Origin of the sequence: Pseudomonas sp. GXM4, assembly GCF_008923895.1 — a bacterium.
Lineage (GTDB): Bacteria > Pseudomonadota > Gammaproteobacteria > Pseudomonadales > Pseudomonadaceae > Aquipseudomonas > Aquipseudomonas atacamensis.
In genome coordinates this window covers 1-17,948 of sequence record NZ_WBRZ01000099.1, presented here as the reverse complement: position 1 = coordinate 17,948, position 17,948 = coordinate 1, and the positions used below count along the sequence as shown (strand labels likewise).

Genomic DNA, 17,948 nt, shown 5'->3' with positions numbered 1-17,948 from the left:
TACTGGCGCTGAGCGACAGATTGGTAGTGTCGGTAACGTCGGTGACAGAAGTCGAGACCGGAGTTTTATCCGCAACCAGATCTTCGAAGTTGCCACCGGTTACGCCAGTGATCGAATTGGTGATCGGCGCATTACCGACCAACGCATCGTTCGCAGCAACAGCAGTTGCAGTGCCAGTAGTCTGACCGACGCCGATGGTGATGGTCTGGCCGTTGGCCAGAGTTACCACAACAGGCGAACCAGTAACTGGCGCACCAACGGTGGCGGTGTAAGTCACGGTGCCGCCTTCAGCGACCGATGTATCGGCGGTCAGTTTGACGGTCGAGGTATCGATGGTATCGGTGACAGTCGTTACGGCCGGAGCTGTGCTCGGTACCAGGTTCTCGAAATTGCCGCCGGTAGCGCTGGTGATCGTCGCCTGCACGGAGCCGGCGTCTTTGTAGACGTCGTCAGCTGGCGCTGGAACGTTCACGGTGCCGGTGGTCTTGCCGGCGTCGATGGTGATCACAGCGCCATTCGACAGGGTCACGGTCACGGGCGAGCCAGCGGCGTTGGTCAATGTCGCGGTGTAGGTGATCTGGCCACCTTCGGCAACAGAGTTGGTGGCGCTGAGCGACAGATTGGTAGTGTCGGCAACGTCGGTGACAGAAGTCGAAACCGGAGTTTTGTCTGCAACCAGATCTTCGAAATTGCCACCGCTCACGCCAGTGATCGAATTGGTGATCGGCGCATTACCGACCAACGCATCGTTCGCAGCAACAGCAGTTGCAGTGCCAGTAGTCTGACCGACGCCGATGGTGATGGTCTGGCCGTTGGCCAGAGTCACGACCACAGGCGAGCCAGTAACTGGCGCACCAACCGTGGCGGTGTAAGTCACGGTGCCGCCTTCGGCCACCGACGTATCGGCGGTCAGTTTGACGGTCGACGTGTCGATGGTGTCGGTGACTTGGGTGATCGCTGGCGTGGTACTCGGAACCAGGTTTTCGAAGTTACCACCGGTGGCGCTGGTGATCGTCGCCTGCACAGAGCCGGCGTCTTTGTAGACGTCGTCAGCTGGCGCTGGAACGTTCACGGTGCCGGTGGTCTTGCCGGCGTCGATGGTGATCACAGCGCCGTTCGACAGGGTCACGGTCACGGGCGAGCCAGCGGCGTTGGTCAATGTCGCGGTGTAGGTGATCTGGCCACCTTCAGCCACCGAGTTACTGGCGCTGAGCGACAGATTGGTAGTGTCGGTAACGTCGGTGACAGAAGTCGAAACCGGAGTTTTGTCTGCAACCAGATCTTCGAAATTGCCACCGCTCACGCCAGTGATCGAGTTGGTGATCGGAGCATTGCCGGTCAGCGCATCGTTCGCAGCAACAGCGGTTGCGGTGCCAGTAGTCTGACCGACGCCGATGGTGATGGTCTGACCGTTGGCCAGGGTCACAACCACAGGCGAGCCGGTGACTGGCGCGCCGACGGTGGCGGTGTAAGTCACGGTGCCGCCTTCAGCCACCGTCGTATCGGCGGTCAGTTTGACCGTCGAAGTGTCGATGGTATCGGTGACATTCGTCACCGCTGGAACCGCGCTTGGCACCAGGTTCTCGAAATTGCCGCCGGTCGCACCCTCGATGGTCACTTCGACTTTACCGGCATCTTTATAGACGTCGTCTTTCGGTGCATCGACGGTCACGGTGCCGGTGGTTTTGCCTGCATCGATAGTGATGGTGGCGCCGTTCGACAGGGTCACGGTCACCGGTGTGCCGGCCGGGTTGGTCAGGGTTGCGGTGTAGGTGATCTGGCCGCCTTCGGCGACCGAATCGCTGGCGCTCAGGTTCAGATTGGTGGTGTCGGTAGTGTCCGATACCACGGTGTCGGCGGACTTGCCGTCGACCAGCAGTTTTTCGTAGTTGCCACCGGTGGCGCCATCAATGGTCACGCTCAGCGAGCTGCCGCCCGCCAATGGGCTGTTCGGCGCGACGTAGTTGACGCTGCCGGTGGTTTCGCCAACGGCGATGGTGATGGTCTGGCCGTTGGACAGGCTGACGATGACCGGAGAGCCGGTCACTGGCGCGCCCACGGTCGCGGTGTAGACCACGGTTTCGCCTTCGGCGACGTTCGCAGTGGCGCTCAGCGACACGGTGGTGGTGTCGATGGTGTCGTTGACCGTGGTCACCGCCGGCTCTTTGCTGGTGACGAGGTTTTCGAAGTTGCCGCCGGTTGCGCTCTGGATGGTCGCTTCAACGCTGCCGGCGTCTTTATAGACGTCGTCTTTCGGAGCATCGACAGTCACGGTGCCGGTGGTCTTGCCGGCCTCGATGAGGATAGTCGCACCGTTCGACAGGGTCACGGTGACCGGTGTGCCAGCGGCGTTGCTCAAAGTCGCGGTGTAGGTGATCTGGCCGCCTTCGTTCACCGCGCCGGTCGCGCTGAGCGACAGGTTGGTGGTGTCGACGGTGTCGGTCACGGTGGTGCTGACCGGGGTCTGGTCGGCGACAAGATTTTCGAAATTACCGCCGCTGACGTTGGTGATCGAGTTGGTCAGCGGCGCGTGGCCGGCGAGGACGTCGTTCGGCGCGGTGGTGCTCACGCTGCCGCTGGTCTTGCCGACTTCGATAGTGATGTTCTGACCATTGGCCAGGGTCACGACCACAGGCGAACCGGTGACCGGCGCGCCGACGGTGGCGGTGTAGGTGACGGTGCCACCTTCGGCTGCGGTTTCGGTGGCGGTCAGTTTGACCGTCGAGGTGTCGACGGTGTCGGTGACATCAGTGACCGCTGGCGTGGTGCTTGGCACCAGGTTTTCGAAGTTGCCGCCAGTGGCGTCCTTGATCGTGACTTCAACTTTTCCGGCGTCTTTATAGACGTCGTCGGCAGGTGCCGGAACGGTGACGGTGCCGCTGGTTTTGCCGGCCTCGATGGTGATCACCGCGCCGTTGCTCAGGCTCACGGTCACCGGGGTACCGGCCGGGTTGCTCAGGGTTGCGGTGTAGACAATCGAACCGCCCTCGGCCACGGAGCCGGTCGCGGACAGCGACAGGCTGGTGGTGTCGGCGACGTCAGTCACCGAGGTCACCGCCGGGGTCTGGTCAGCCACGAGATTTTCGTAATTGCCACCACTGGCGCCGTCGATTTTCACGCTCAGGGTGTTGCCGCCGGCCTGTGCATCGTTCGGCGCGGTGAAGTTGACGCTGGCGCTGCTGGCGCCGACCGGAATGGTGATGGTCTGGCCGTTGGACAGGGTCACCAGCACTGGCGAACCGGTGACCGGGGCGGTCACGGACGCGGTGTAGACAACCACGCCGCCTTCAACCGCACTGGCGCTGGCGGTCAGCGCAACAGTGCTGTTGTCGATGGTGTCGGTGACATCAGTTACCGCAGGAGTCTTGTCGATCACCAGATTTTCAAAGTTGCCACCGCTGGTCTTGGTGATGCTCGCATCGACCTTGCCGGCGTCCTTGTACACGTCATCGGCGGGGGCGGCGATGGTTGCGCTGCCGGTGCTCGCGCCTTTGGCAATGTTGATCACCGCGCCGTTGCTCAGGGTCACGCTCATGGCGGTGCCGGCCGGATTGCTCAGGGTCGCCGTGTAGACGATCGAGCCGCCCTCGGCAACGCTGCCGGTGGCGCTCAGGCTGATGTTGGTGGTGTCTACGGCGTCGGTGACTTTAGTCACCACAGCCGAACGATCGGCCTCGACGCGCTCGAAATTGCCGCCGCTGTGGCTGGCGATCGCCGTCCGCACGTTGCTGCCATCGATGTACGGGGTGTTGGCGGGCGCCGGGAAATTCACCGAGCCGCTGGTAGCACCGGCCGCGATGTTGATCACCGCGCCGTTGGCCAGGGTCACCGTCATCGCAGTGCCGGCCGGGTTGCTCAGGGTCGCGGTGTAGGTGATCTGGCCACCTTCGCTGACGGTATCGCTGGCGGTCAGGGTCAGTGCGGTTGTGTCGACGGTGTCGTTGACCGTGGTGCTGACCGGAGTCTTGCTGACGTCGAGTTTCTCGAAGTTGCCACCGCTGGCGTCGGTCATGGTTACGGTGAGCTTGCTGACGTCCTTGTAGACGTCATCGCTCGGTGCGGCAATCGTCACCGAACCGCTGGTCTTGCCGGCTTCGATGGTGATGGTCTGGCCGTTGCTCAGGTTGACGGTTACCGGCGTTTGCGCGGCGTTGGTCAACGTTGCGGTGTAAGTGATCGAAGAGCCTTCGAGCACATAGCTTTCTGCGCTGAGGGTCAGGTGCGTGGTGTTGACCGTGTCGGCAACGTTGGTCACCGCAGGCGTAGTGCTCGGCACCAGATTTTCGAAGTTGCCGCCGGTGGCGTCCTTGATGGTGACTTCGACTTTGCCGGCGTCTTTGTAGACGTCATCGGCAGGTGCCGGAACGGTCACGGTGCCGGTGGTCTTGCCGGCTTCAATGGTGATGACCGAACCGTTGCTCAGGTTAACGGTGACCGGCGTACCGGCCGGGTTGCTCAGCGTCGCGGTGTAGGTGATCTGCCCGCCTTCATTGACGTTGCCGGTGGCAGTCAGCGCGACGCTGGTGGTGTCGACGGTGTCGGTCACGGTGGTGCTGACCGGGGTCTTGTCGGCGACCAGATTTTCGAAGTTGCCGCCGCTGACGTTGGTGATCGAGTTGGTCAGCGGTGCGTGACCGATCTGCACGTCATTCGATACCGGGGCGGTGACGCTACCGGTGGTCTGGCCCACGGCGATGGTGATGCTCTGGCCGTTGGCTAGGGTCACGACAACAGGCGAGCCGGTGACGGGCGCGCCGACAGTGGCGGTGTAGGTGACGGTGCCGCCTTCGGCTACCGAAGTGTCGGCGGTCAATTTGACCGTCGAGGTATCGATGGTGTCGGTGACTTGAGTGACCGCTGGCGTGGTGCTCGGAACGAGGTTCTCGAAATTGCCGCCGGTGGCACTGGTGATGGTTGCCTGCACGGAGCCGGAGTCTTTGTAAACGTCGTCGGACGGAGCCGGGAAGGTCACATTACCGCTGGTTTCGCCTGCCTTGATGGTGATGACGGCGCCGTTCGACAAGGTCACGGTCACTGGCGAGCCAGCAGCATTGGTCAAGGTGGCGGTGTAAGTGATCTGGCCGCCTTCAGCCACGGAAGCGGTCGCGCTCAGCGACAGATTGGTGGTGTCGGCAACGTCGGTGACGGTGGTCGAAACTGGAGTTTTGTCCGCCACCAGATTTTCGTAGTTGCCACCGCTTACGCCAGTGATCGAATTGGTCAGCGGAGCGTTGCCGGTCAAGGCATCGTTCGGTGCGGTGTAGGTGATGGAGCCAGTGGTCTGGCCGACGGCAATGGTGATGTTCTGGCCGTTGGCCAACGTCACGACCACAGGCGAGCCGGTGACTGGCGCGCCGACGGTGGCGGTGTAAGTTACGGTGCCGCCTTCGGCAACCGAGGTGTCTGCGCTCAGCTTCACCGTCGAGGTATCGACGGTGTCAGTGATTTCGGTCACTGCCGGCGTAGCGTTCGGCACCAGATTTTCGAAATTGCCGCCGGTGGCGTCCTTGATGCTGACTTCGACCTGGCCGGCGTCCTTGTAGACGTCATCGGCAGGCGCTGGAACGGTAACGGTGCCGGTGGTTTTGCCGGCATCAATGGTGATCACCGAGCCGTTGCTCAGGGTCACGGTTACCGGTGTGCCGGCCGGATTCGTCAGCGTGGCGGTGTAGGTGATCTGGCCACCCTCGGCCACAGAACCGGTGGCGCTGAGGCTCAGGCCAGTGTCATCCACCGAATCGGTAATCGTGGTGACCGCAGGCGTGTTGCTTGGCACCAGGTTTTCGAAATTGCCACCGGTTGCGCCAGTGATCGTGGTGCTGACGGTGCTGCCATTGTTGTAGACGTCGTTGGCCGCAGTCGGCACGTTGACGGTGCCCACGGTTTCGCCAGCCGCGATGGTGATGGTCGAGCCGTTGGACAGCGTGACGGTAACCGGCGTCTGCGCTGGATTAGTCAGCGTGGCGGTGTAAGTGATCTGACCGCCTTCAACGATGTTGTTGGTCGCGGTGAGAGTCAGGCCGGTGTCATCAACCGAATCAGTGATCGTGGTAACGGCTGGCGTGGTGTTTGGCACCAGATTTTCGAAATTGCCACCGGTAGCGCCAGTGATCGTGGTGCTGACGGTGCTGCCATTGTTGTAGACGTCGTTGGCCGCAGTCGGCACGTTGACGGTGCCCACGGTTTCGCCAGCCGCGATGGTGATGGTCGAGCCGTTGGACAGCGTGACGGTAACCGGGGTTTGTGCCGGGTTGGTCAACGTCGCGGTGTAAGTGATCTGGCCGCCTTCGACGATGTTATTCGTCGCAGTCAGGGTCAGGCCGGTGTTGTCGACCGAATCCGTGATCGTGGTGACCGCAGGCGTGTTGCTTGGCACCAGGTTTTCAAAATTGCCACCGGTTGCGCCAGTGATCGTGGTGCTGACGGTGCTGCCATTGTTGTAAACGTCATTGGCCGCAGTCGGCACGTTGACGGTGCCAACGGTTTCGCCAGCCGCAATGGTGATGGTCGAGCCGTTCGACAGCGTGACGGTTACCGGGGTTTGCGCCGGGTTGGTCAGGGTCGCGGTATAGGTGATCTGACCGCCTTCAACAATGTTGTTGGTCGCAGTCAGGGTCAGGCCGGTGTTGTCGACCGAGTCGGTAATGGTGGTAACGGCTGGCGTCGGGTTCGGCACCAGATTTTCGAAATTGCCACCGGTAGCCCCGGTGATCGTGGTGCTGACGGTGCTGCCATTGTTGTAGACGTCATTGGCCGCAGTCGGCACGTTGACGGTGCCGACGGTTTCGCCAGCGGCAATGGTGATGGTCGAGCCGTTGGACAGCGTGACGGTTACCGGGGTTTGTGCCGGGTTGGTCAGGGTCGCGGTGTAGGTGATCTGACCGCCTTCGACGATGTTGTTGGTCGCGGTCAGGGTCAGGCCGGTGTTGTCGACCGAGTCGGTGATCGTAGTGACTGCTGGCGTGGTGTTCGGCACCAGGTTTTCGAAGTTGCCGCCGGTAGCGCCGGTAATGGTGGTGCTGACGGTGCTGCCATTGTTGTACACGTCGTTGGCCGCAGTCGGCACGTTGACGGTGCCGACGGTTTCGCCAGCGGCAATGGTGATGGTCGAGCCGTTGGACAGCGTGACGGTTACCGGGGTTTGTGCCGGGTTGGTCAACGTCGCGGTGTAAGTGATCTGGCCGCCTTCAACAATGTTATTCGTCGCAGTCAGGGTCAGACCGGTGTTATCAACCGAATCAGTGATCGTGGTAACGGCTGGCGTGGTGTTTGGCACCAGGTTTTCGAAGTTGCCGCCGGTAGCCCCGGTGATCGTCGTGCTGACGGTGCTGCCGTTGCTGTACACATCATTGGCCGCAGTCGGCACGTTGACGGTGCCAACGGTTTCGCCAGCCGCGATGGTGATGGTCGAGCCGTTGGACAGCGTGACGGTTACCGGGGTTTGTGCCGGGTTGGTCAAGGTCGCGGTGTAGGTGATCTGACCGCCTTCAACAATGTTGTTGGTCGCAGTCAGGGTCAGGCCGGTGTTGTCGACCGAGTCGGTGATCGTAGTGACTGCTGGCGTGGTGTTCGGCACCAGGTTTTCGAAATTGCCGCCGGTAGCGCCGGTGATGGTGGTGCTGACGGTGCTGCCATTGTTGTAAACGTCATTCGCTGGCGTCGGCACGTTAACAGTGCCGGTAGTCTGGCCAGCGCCAATGGTAATGGTCGAGCCGTTCGACAGCGTGACGGTTACCGGAGTTTGCGCCGGGTTGGTCAAAGTCGCCGTATAGGTAATCTGACCGCCTTCGGTCCCGCTCGAACCAGCCGTCAGCGTGACGGTAGTGGTATCGACCGTGTCGGTGACCTGCGTGGTCGCCGGGACAGTTGGCGGGGTCACGGTGATGCCGTTGCCGCCGCTGGTGCCGGTGACGGTCACGTCGATCTGGCTCGGGTCGTTGTAGACCGTGTCGTTCGGCGCCAGCGGCACGTTGACGGTGCCAGTGGTGGCGCCGGCCGGGATGACGATCACTGCGCCATTGGACAGGGTGATGGTCAGGTCGGTCAGCGGCGCCTGGGTCAGGGTCGCGGTGTACACCAGCACGCCGCCGGCTTCGGTGATGGTCGGCGTGGCGCTGAGGCTCAGGGTCGAGTCGCGCAGCGCGTTGGTGGTGGTGTCGGTGGTCAGGCCGCCGGTGGTGTCCTGCGCGACTTGGCCGGCAGAATTGATGCCCGCCGTCGGAAAGCCAATGGTCGGATCGACGCGGCCAGCGGTGGCGTCGAGCATGACAAAGCTGTGACCACCACCGGCGGCGCCACCGGTACCTGCGGCGGTCGGGCCGGCCGCGGTGGATTCGAGTGCGGTGGTCGGGTCGGCACCGGCGGCGATGGCTTGCTGCAGTTCTTCTACAGAAGGCGCAGCCTGCGCGGTGGCTTCGGCCAGGTCAGTGCTGGAGTCAGGCGAGCTGGCGCTCCACTGGGTGTCGCGACCCAGATCGAGCATGCGGCCATCGGCCAGTTCCAGCGACACCGCGCCGGACAGACCGGTATCGATCTGGTCGCCGACATACAGGCGATCGCCTTCAACGAGTACGCGACGCACGCCCTCTGGGGACACCACGAAAACCTGACCGACAATGCTTTTGACGACGGCAACAACACTGCTCATTGAAGACTCTCCGGGGTGTCACATTCAGTTGACTTCCATGGACCTGACGGGCGTCGGCGCCACTTCAGTCTGGACGTACTTTCTATAAATGGATAACTTATTGACGCTGTATTTCCGTCAATAATCTGGCTATAAATTATCGCGATTAACTTTATGCCAAACTATTGACCTTCTGGGAGCCATCCTAAACAATCGCCCCACTAATGTCACATTGATATTTCCGCGGCGACCTGTCCTTCAGCCTGTCATCCAGTTCCTGTTTTGAACTTTCCGACATACGGTCTTTCGGGTTGCCATCATCCGACGCAGCACCACGTTTCTGCTGTGATTCAAGACAAGAAGTTCCGGGAAAATTCCAACCATGCGTTCGCTTTTGCTCCTTGCCGCTCCCTTCGCTCTCGCCGCCTCTTTTGTACAAGCACAATCCTTACCAGAAGCCATGCAACAGGCGCTGGATGTCCATCCGGAGATTCAGGCGGGGGTCAATAGTCGATTGGCGGCGGATTATCAGTTAAAGGCTGCGAAAGGGGGATACCTGCCCAAGGTCGATCTGCTCGGCGGTTATGGCCGTGAAGGCACCGACAGTGTGACCACTCGAGCGAACGGTGGAAGCAATCACTGGGAGACGTTGAACCGCAGCGAGTCAAGTTTACGTCTCTCGCAAATGGTTTTTGACGGTTTCGCGACGTCCAACGAAGTTGCGCGTCAACAAGCCAACGTCAGCTCCCGTGCTTACTCGTTGCTGGGCACTTCCGAACGCACTGCGCTGACCGTCGCCCAGGTTTATCTGGACGTGCTGACCCGTCGCGAATTCGTCCGTCTGGCCGAGGAAAACCTCAAGAGCCACCAGCGCATCTACGATCAGATCCAGCTGCGCACCCAGCGCGGCGTCGGCAGCGGTGCCGACCTTGATCAGGCCGAAGCGCGTATGGCCCAGGCCCGCAACAATCTGATCACCGAACAGACCAACCTCGCCGACGCGGAAACCAACTTCCTCAGCGCCGTCGGCCAGATGCCCGACCAGCTCGAGCGCCCGGCGCCGTTCATGGCGATGATGCCCGCCAACCTCAATGAAGCCCGCGCGCAGATGCTGGAAAACAGCCCGATCCTGCGTTCCGCCGAGTCGGATATTGCCGCTGCCGAGAAGCAGTTCGCCACCGCCAAATCGACCTTCTACCCGCGCTTCGACGCTGAGCTGGGCCGTACCGCCGACAACGATCTCGACGGCCAGAACGGCCACAACAACGAATGGCAGGCCATGCTGCGCATGCGTTTCAACCTGTATTCCGGTGGCAGCAACAAGGCCGATCTGGAATCCAAGTCGTACCTGGCCAACCAGGCGCTGGACATCCGCAACAACGCCCTGCGTCAGTTGAACGAAGAGCTCGGCCTGGCCTGGAACGCGCTGAACAACGCCAACGCTCAGGTGCCGATCGCTCAGCAGTACGTCGATCGCAGCACCTCGGTGCGTACTGCCTACCAGCGTCAATTCAGCCTCGGCGAACGCACCCTGCTGGATTTGCTCGACAGCGAAAACGAACTGTTCACCGCCTCGCGGCGTCTGGCGGAAATCAAGAACATTCAGTTATTTACTCAGTACCGAATCAAGGCGACCATGGGCCAATTGCTCAAAAGCCAGGGAGTGGTCGCGCCGTTGGCATCCGTTGTGCAGAACGACGTGAAGCCCAAGGTCCAGCTGCCTGGGATGAACTGAGTTATCCCTTTCAACTGTTAAAGAGTGTCGAGCGTGGAATCAGAAGTCAGTCGAGTTCAACTCAGCCATGATCCACGCGCGTTGCATGACGATCCGTTGCTGGATGGTCTGCTCGCCCTGTGCATGCTGCACCAGAAGCCTGCCAGCGCGGCGATGCTGACCACCGGCCTGCCGCTGCCCAAACAACGTTTGAGTGTCGAGTTGCTGCCGCGCGCAGCGGCTCGCGCCGGGCTGCAGGGGCGGGTGTTGCAGCGCAAGCTCGAAGAAATTCCGGCGATCGCCATGCCCGCTTTGTTGCTGCTCAAGGATGGCCGCAGTGCCGTCCTGCTCGGCTGGCAGGGCGACAACGAAGCACGCGTGCTGCTCAGCGAAAGCGACGGCGGCGAATCGGTGGTCAGCCGCGAACTGCTGAGCGACGATTACACCGGCAAAGTCTTCTTCGCCCAGCCGCAGCACAAATTCGACGTCAACCACGGCACGCTGATCCCGCGTGCACGCTCCTGGTTTCGCGACACCCTCAAGCGTTCGCGCTGGCTGTATGCCGATGCGATCGCCGCCAGTTTCCTGATCAACATCATCGCCATGGCCGCACCGCTGTTCGTGATGAACGTCTACGACCGCGTAGTACCGAATCAGGCCGAAGCGACCCTTTGGGTGCTGGCGCTGGGCATCACCGGCGCTTACATCTTCGACTTGATCCTCAAGAGCCTGCGCAGCCTGTGCCTGGATCTGGCCGGGAAGAAAACCGACCTGATCATCTCCGCCACGCTGTTCGAGCGCATTGTCGGCATGGCAATGAAATACCGCCCGGCGCGGGTCGGCAGTTTTGCGCAGAACATCCATGAGTTTCAGAGCCTGCGCGACTTTCTCGCCTCGCTGACCCTGACCAGCCTGATCGACCTGCCGTTTACCATTCTGATTTTCATCGTCATCGCCATTCTCGGCGGGCATCTGGTGTGGATTCCGGTGCTGGCGTTCCCGATTGCCCTGCTGATCGGCTACGCCTTGCAGAAGCCGCTGATCGCGACCATGGAACGGACCATGGCGCTGGGCGCCGAGCGCCAGTCGAGCCTGATCGAAACCCTCGCCGGGCTGGACGCGGTCAAGGTCAACAACGCCGAAAGCGAGCGCCAGTATCAGTGGGAGCAGACCATCGGCACCCTCAGCCGTCTCGAGCTGCGAGTGAAAATGCTCTCCGGTCTGGCAATGAACATCACCTTGCTGATCCAGCAACTGGCCGGGGTGATCATGATCGTCTTCGGCGTGTACCAGATCATCGCCGGCAACCTGAGCATGGGCGGGCTGATTGCCTGCTACATGCTCAGTGGTCGTGCGCTGAGCCCGCTGGCGTCGCTGTCCGGCCTGCTCACGCGCTATCAACAGGCGCGGGTGACCATGACCTCGGTCGACCAGATGATGGAGCTGCCGCAGGAGCGCAACTTCGAGGAGCGCCCGTTGAGCCGCAAGGTTCTGCAGGGTGCGATCGAATGCCGGCAGCTCAGCTTCACCTATCCGGACCAGCAGAACCCGGCGCTGAAGAACATCAACCTGGTCATCCGTCCCGGCGAGAAGATCGGCATCATCGGTCGCAGCGGCTCGGGCAAAAGCTCGCTGGCGAAACTGCTGGTGGGCCTGTATCAACCGGACGACGGTGCCTTGCTGGTCGACGGCGTGGACATCCGCCAGATCGACGTCAGCGAACTGCGCTACAACATCGGCTACGTACCGCAGGACATCCAGCTGCTGTCCGGCACCCTGCGTGACAACCTGGTGTCCGGCGCGCGTTACGTCGAAGACGAGCTGGTGCTGCAAGCCGCCGAACTGGCCGGCGTCCACGAATTCGCCCGTCTGCACCCGCAAGGCTACGAGCTGCAAGTCGGCGAGCGTGGGCAGAACCTTTCCGGCGGCCAGCGGCAGAACGTCGCCCTGGCCCGGGCCTTGTTGCTCAATCCACCGATTCTGCTGATGGATGAGCCAACCAGTGCGATGGACAACACCGGTGAAGAACGCCTCAAGCAACGCCTCGCAGCAGTGATTGAAAACAAGACCGTGGTGCTGGTCACGCACCGGGCATCGCTGTTGTCGCTGGTCGATCGCCTACTGGTGATCGATCGCGGGCAGATTCTCGCCGACGGCCCGAAAGCCGCCGTGATGGAAGCGTTGAAGAAGGGGCAGATCAGTGTTGCTTAAGTCCGGTGTCAAGGAGTCGATCCGTCGCTACTTCAAGGGCTCTGCCTCGCTGCAGGGTCAGCCGCTGCCAGAGGTCAACAAGGCGCTGATCGAAGACGCCCCGCGCGTCGTGCGCCTGACCATCTGGGCGATCATCGGCTTCTTCGTGTTCCTCATGCTCTGGGCCAACTTCGCCGTAATCGACGAAGTGACCAAGGGCGACGGCAAGGCGATTCCGTCTTCCAAGATCCAGAAAATCCAGAACCTGGAGGGCGGTATCGTCTCCGAGCTGTTCGTCAAGGAAGGGCAGATCGTCGAGGCCGGCGCGCCGCTGATTCGTCTCGATGACACGCGCTTTGCCTCCAACGTCGGCGAAACCGAGGCTGATCGCCTGTCGATGCTGCTGCGGGTCGAGCGCCTGAGCGCGGAAGTCGATGATCGTCCGCTGAATTTCCCCGAGGACGTGCTCAAAGCCGTGCCGGGCCAGGCAAAAAGCGAAGAGTCGCTGTACATCAGCCGCCGTCAGCAGTTGCACGATGAAATCGGCGGCTTGCAGGAGCAATTGATCCAGCGCCAGCAAGAGCTGCGTGAGTTCAGCTCCAAGCAGGCGCAGTACCGTCAGCAACTCGGCTTGCAGCGTCAGGAAATCAACATGTCCGAGCCGCTGGTGGCGCAGGGCGCGGTCTCGCCGGTGGAAGTGTTGCGTCTCAAGCGTGCCGAAGTGGAAACCCGTGGCCAGCTCGATGCGACCACGCTGGCCATTCCGCGCGCGGAATCGGCGATCAAGGAAGTGCAGCGCAAGATCGACGAAACCCGCGGCAAATTCCGCAGCGAAGCGCTGACCCAGCTCAACGAAGCGCGCACCGATCTGAACAAGGCCCAGGCCACCGGCAAGGCGCTGGAAGACCGGGTCAGCCGTACGCTGGTTACCTCACCCGTGCGGGGCATCGTTAACAAGTTGCTGGTCAACACCATCGGCGGCGTGATCCAGCCGGGCAGCGACATGGTCGAAATCGTGCCGCTGGACGACACCCTGCTGGTCGAAGCCAAGATTCGCCCGCAGGACATCGCGTTCCTGCATCCGGGACAGGAAGCGATCGTCAAATTCACCGCCTATGACTACACCATTTACGGCGGGCTCAAGGCGCAGCTCGAGCAGATCGGTGCGGACACCATCACCGACGAAGACAAGAAAACCACCTACTACGTGATCAAGGTGCGTACCGAGCGCAGCCACTTGGGCACGGATGAAAAGCCTTTGCTGATCATTCCCGGGATGGTCGCTTCGGTGGATATCATCACTGGCAAGAAATCGGTGTTGAGCTATTTGCTCAAGCCGATCATTCGCGCGCGGGCTGAGGCGTTGCACGAGCGTTGATCCCCAGTGGCCTTGCTGGCCTCATCGCTGGCAAGCCAGCTCCCACAGGTTTCGTGTTGAGCGCATTTTCGGAGTCAGCTGAGAACCCCTGTGGGAGCGGGCTTGCCCGCGATGGCGTCCTTTAGGGCGGCATATACCTGTCGGTAAGTGACACAAATCGTCACTCCACCCCCTCACCATTCGCCATATCGTTATTCATTAACGGTATTTAATTTCCAATTCTTATAGCTATAAAGTCACCCTCCTGCGTACCTGCCGACCAATCGGCGCGCCGCACGACCTGAACCGACACGCAATCCAGCGTGAGTGTCTGATCGACGAGCGCGTCCGTGAGCGCGCCGTGCGTGGGAGATGATTGATGTCCGCCGCTACTGCCAACGAAAGCGCCGCAACTGCCGCGCCGCAAATCTTCGAAATTCGCCCCTTCAGCGGTGCCGTCGGCGCCGAGATCGTTGGCCTCGACCTGCGCCGGCCGGTCAATGATCAGGACTTCGCGCGGATTCACCGCGCGCACCTGGATTTCCACGTCGTGGTCTTCCGCGATCAGCAGATTACCCCGCAACAGCAAATCGATTTCAGCCGCCGCTTCGGCGTGTTGCAGATCCACGTGCTCAAGCAGTTCCTGCTGGCCAATCACCCGGAAATTCTCATCGTTTCCAACATCATCGAGAACGGCCAGAACATCGGTCTCGGTGACGCCGGCAAGTTCTGGCATTCCGATCTCTCCTATAAGGAACTGCCGAGTCTCGGCTCGATGCTGCACGCCCAAGAGCTGCCCGCCGAGGGCGGCGACACGCTGTTCGCCGACATGCACAAAGCCTGGGACGACTTGCCCGCTGCGTTGCGCACTGCGGTCGAAGGACGTTCCGCTGCGCATTCCTATACCGCGCGCTACAGCGAAACCAAGTTCGAAGGCAACTGGCGCCCGACCCTGACCCCTGAACAGTTGGCTCAGGTCGCCGAAGTGGTGCATCCGGTGGTGCGCACCCATCCGGAAAACGGCCGCAAGGCCTTGTTCGTCAGCGAAGGCTTCACCACGCGAATTGTCGGTCTGCCGAAAGACGAAAGTCGTCAGTTGCTCGGCGAACTCTTCGCCCACAGCGTGCTGCCGCAAAACATCTACCGCCATCAGTGGGAACCGCATGACCTGGTGTTCTGGGACAACCGCTCGCTGATTCACCTCGCCGCCGGCTGTCCCGCGCATCTGCGCCGCAAGCTGTATCGCACGACCATTCAGGGCGACGCGCCTTTCTGATTTGCCGGAGATCGATCATGAACGCCCCTTTGCCAGGCCACGCGGCCAGCAACCCGATCGCCCGCAGCGAAGCCTTGCTGGCCGTCGATCACGTCAGCCTTGAATACCGCACGCCGCAGCGAGTGGTGCGCGCTACCCATCAAGTCAGTTTCGCCGTCGACCCGGCTGATCGTTTCGTCCTGCTCGGCCCGTCCGGTTGCGGGAAATCGACCTTGCTCAAGGCGGTCGCCGGGTTCATCCGGCCTTGCGAAGGCGAGATCCGCCTGCAAGGCCAGCGCGTCGATGCGCCGGGGCCGGACCGCATTGTGGTGTTTCAGGAATTCGACCAGTTGCCGCCGTGGAAAACCGTCAAGCAGAACGTGATGTTCCCGCTGCTCGCCTCGCGCACCTTGAACAAGAAAGAAGCCGAAGAGCGTGCGTTGCACTATCTGGAAAAGGTCGGCCTCGCAGCATTCGCCGACGCCTATCCACACACCTTGTCCGGCGGCATGAAAGCGCGGGTAGCGATCGCCCGGGCCTTGGCCATGCAACCGAAAATTCTTTTGATGGACGAACCCTTCGCTGCACTCGATGCGTTGACCCGCCGCAAGATGCAGGAAGAGTTGCTGCTGCTCTGGGAAGAGGTGCGCTTCACCTTGTTGTTCGTCACCCATTCGATTGAAGAAGCATTGGTGGTGGGCAATCGCATACTCATGCTGTCACCGCATCCAGGCCGGGTGCGCGCCGAAGTGCACAGCCATCAATACGACCTGCACAGCCTCGGCGGCGTGGCGTTTCAGGAATCGGCGCGGCGCATTCATCGTCTGCTGTTCGATGAGGGCCAGGCGCTGGAGACCGAGCGTGATCACGACTTCAACGACATTCGCATCGCCTATTGAGCGGCCAGGAGGACTACCCGATGAGCCATTCATCATCCGTGCGTGAAGAATTCGAAACCGTGCTCGAGCCGCTGACCGCAGTGCCGGTCGAGCGCGAATTGCCGCTTGGCACGCGCCTGTGGCAACAGGGCTGGTTGCGCAAAAGCCTGATCCTGATCGTATTGGCGATCATCTGGGAAGTGGTCGCGCGGATTCAGAACAACGACCTGATGCTGCCGAGTTTTTTGCAAACCGCGCAGGCGCTGTTCGACGGTCTGCTCAGTGGCGAGTTGCTGGCCAAGGTGTGGATCTCCCTGGTGGTGCTGATCAAGGGCTACCTGATCGGCATCGTCCTCGCGTTCGCTCTGACGACATTGGCGGTCTCGACCCAGTTGGGACGTGATCTGCTCAGTACGATGACTTCGATGTTCAACCCGTTGCCGGCGATCGCCCTATTGCCGCTGGCGCTGCTCTGGTTCGGATTGGGGCAGAACAGCCTGATTTTCGTGCTGGTGCACTCGGTGCTGTGGGCGCTGGCGCTGAATACCTATGCCGGATTTCTCGGCGTCTCCGAGACGCTGCGCATGGCCGGGCGCAATTATGGTCTCAAGGGGTTGCGCCTTGTGTTGTTCATACTGATCCCGGCGGCACTGCCGTCGATTCTCGCCGGTTTGAAGATTGGCTGGGCGTTTGCCTGGCGCACCTTGATCGCTGCCGAACTGGTGTTTGGCGCGACCAGTGGCAAGGGCGGGCTGGGCTGGTACATCTTCCAGAATCGCAATGAGCTGTACACCGACAAGGTGTTTGCCGGGTTGGCGGTGGTGATCCTGATTGGTTTGCTGGTGGAGAATCTGGTGTTTGCCACCCTTGAGCGGGTGACGGTGAAGCGCTGGGGTATGCAGCGCTGACCTGAAAAGATCGCAGCCTTCGGCAGCTCCTACATGGGAAAACCATCCTCTGTAGGAGCTGCCGCAGGCTGCGATCTTTTGATCTGCTAGCATTGCGCCCGGATCAATCCAGATCGGCCAAGAGTGCTCAGCATGCAACTCCCGGACATGAATCTTCTGGTCGCCCTCGATGCCTTGCTCGACGAGGGCAGTGTGGTCGGTGCGGCGCGGCGGATGAACCTCAGCCCGGCGGCCATGAGCCGCACGCTGACGCGGATTCGCGAAGCCATCGGCGATCCGATTCTGGTGCGCGCCGGACGTGGCCTGGTGCCGACCCCCAAAGCCCTTGAACTGCGCGAACAGGTGCGCGACGTGGTCGAGCAGGCGGCGCTGCTGTTTCGCTCCGCCGACAGCGTCGAGCTGGGCACCTTGCGCCGGCGCTTCAGCATCCGCGCCAATGATTTCTTTGTCGGTGTCTACGGCGGCAAGCTGTTCGACACCCTCGACCAGCTCGCCCCGCATTGCGAATTGCGCTTCGTCCCGGAAGGCGATGGCGACGATGAGGCGCTGCGCGAAGGACGCATCGATCTGAGCGTCAGCAACACCCGTCCGCTTACGCCGGAGGTTAAGGTACAGAACCTGTTCTCCACGCATTTCGTCGGCCTGGTGCGCGAGAACCATCCTTTGCTCGACGGCGAAATCACCGCCGAGCGCTACGCCGGTTTTTCCCACATCAGCATGTCGCGCCGTGGCATTGCTCGCGGCCCGATCGACACGGCGTTGAATGCGTTGGGGCTGGAGCGCCGGGTGGCGGTGATCGCGCCGAGTTTCCACGCGGCGATGTTTGCCTTGCCCGACTCCGACCTGATCCTGCCGGTGCCTAAAGAAGCCCTGCTCAGCGTGCGGCGGCTGGGGCTGAAACTGCGTTCGTTCGACCTGCCGATTCCGCTGCCCATGCTGATGCTGACCCAGGCCTGGCACCCGCGCTTCGACAAGGACCCGGCCCACCGCTGGCTGCGTGAAACCCTCAAGACCTGCTGC

8 protein-coding genes are annotated in these 17,948 nt (G+C 61.5%); 7 read left to right on the top strand and 1 reads right to left on the bottom strand.

Features of this window, described 5'->3' with window-relative positions:
- Window positions 1-8,647, bottom strand: an 8,647-nt coding sequence (locus F8N49_RS14385; protein WP_151551800.1) for a retention module-containing protein, incomplete at its 3' end; no start/stop codon positions are given.
- A 361-nt stretch (window positions 8,648-9,008) separates the two neighbouring features.
- Here F8N49_RS14385 and F8N49_RS14380 point away from each other — a divergent pair.
- The 7 genes from F8N49_RS14380 to F8N49_RS14350 all read left to right on the top strand — a co-directional run.
- Window positions 9,009-10,361, top strand: a complete 1,353-nt coding sequence (locus F8N49_RS14380) for a TolC family outer membrane protein (protein WP_071174002.1) — start codon at window positions 9,009-9,011, stop codon at window positions 10,359-10,361.
- A 33-nt stretch (window positions 10,362-10,394) separates the two neighbouring features.
- Complete coding sequence (locus tag F8N49_RS14375) at window positions 10,395-12,551, top strand: type I secretion system permease/ATPase (protein WP_051600365.1); 2,157 nt, start codon at window positions 10,395-10,397, stop codon at window positions 12,549-12,551.
- The gene (locus tag F8N49_RS14370; RefSeq protein WP_024011116.1) at window positions 12,541-13,908 is read left to right on the top strand and encodes an HlyD family type I secretion periplasmic adaptor subunit; all 1,368 of its coding nucleotides are present in this window, start codon (window positions 12,541-12,543) and stop codon (window positions 13,906-13,908) included. The genes F8N49_RS14375 and F8N49_RS14370 overlap by 11 nt, the downstream gene beginning before the upstream one ends.
- Window positions 13,909-14,266: 358 nt before the next feature.
- Entirely contained in the window at window positions 14,267-15,163 is an 897-nt protein-coding gene (locus tag F8N49_RS14365; protein ID WP_151551799.1) for a TauD/TfdA family dioxygenase, read from the top strand.
- A gap of 17 nt (window positions 15,164-15,180) precedes the next feature.
- Window positions 15,181-16,041, top strand: a complete 861-nt coding sequence (locus tag F8N49_RS14360) for an ABC transporter ATP-binding protein (RefSeq protein ID WP_151551798.1) — start codon at window positions 15,181-15,183, stop codon at window positions 16,039-16,041.
- A 20-nt stretch (window positions 16,042-16,061) separates the two neighbouring features.
- A complete protein-coding gene (locus F8N49_RS14355; protein ID WP_041477414.1) occupies window positions 16,062-16,928 on the top strand; it encodes an ABC transporter permease in 867 nt (288 codons plus the stop codon).
- A gap of 132 nt (window positions 16,929-17,060) precedes the next feature.
- Window positions 17,061-17,948: LysR family transcriptional regulator (locus F8N49_RS14350; protein WP_151551797.1), on the top strand; the 888-nt coding region annotated here is incomplete at its 3' end.

Coding starts and splice junctions, on each gene's coding strand:
- F8N49_RS14355 (WP_041477414.1), top strand. CDS start 16,062: ATGAGCCATTCATCATCCGTGCGTGAAGAATTCGAAACCGTGCTCGAG.
- F8N49_RS14360 (WP_151551798.1), top strand. CDS start 15,181: ATGAACGCCCCTTTGCCAGGCCACGCGGCCAGCAACCCGATCGCCCGC.
- F8N49_RS14380 (WP_071174002.1), top strand. CDS start 9,009: ATGCGTTCGCTTTTGCTCCTTGCCGCTCCCTTCGCTCTCGCCGCCTCT.
- F8N49_RS14365 (WP_151551799.1), top strand. CDS start 14,267: ATGTCCGCCGCTACTGCCAACGAAAGCGCCGCAACTGCCGCGCCGCAA.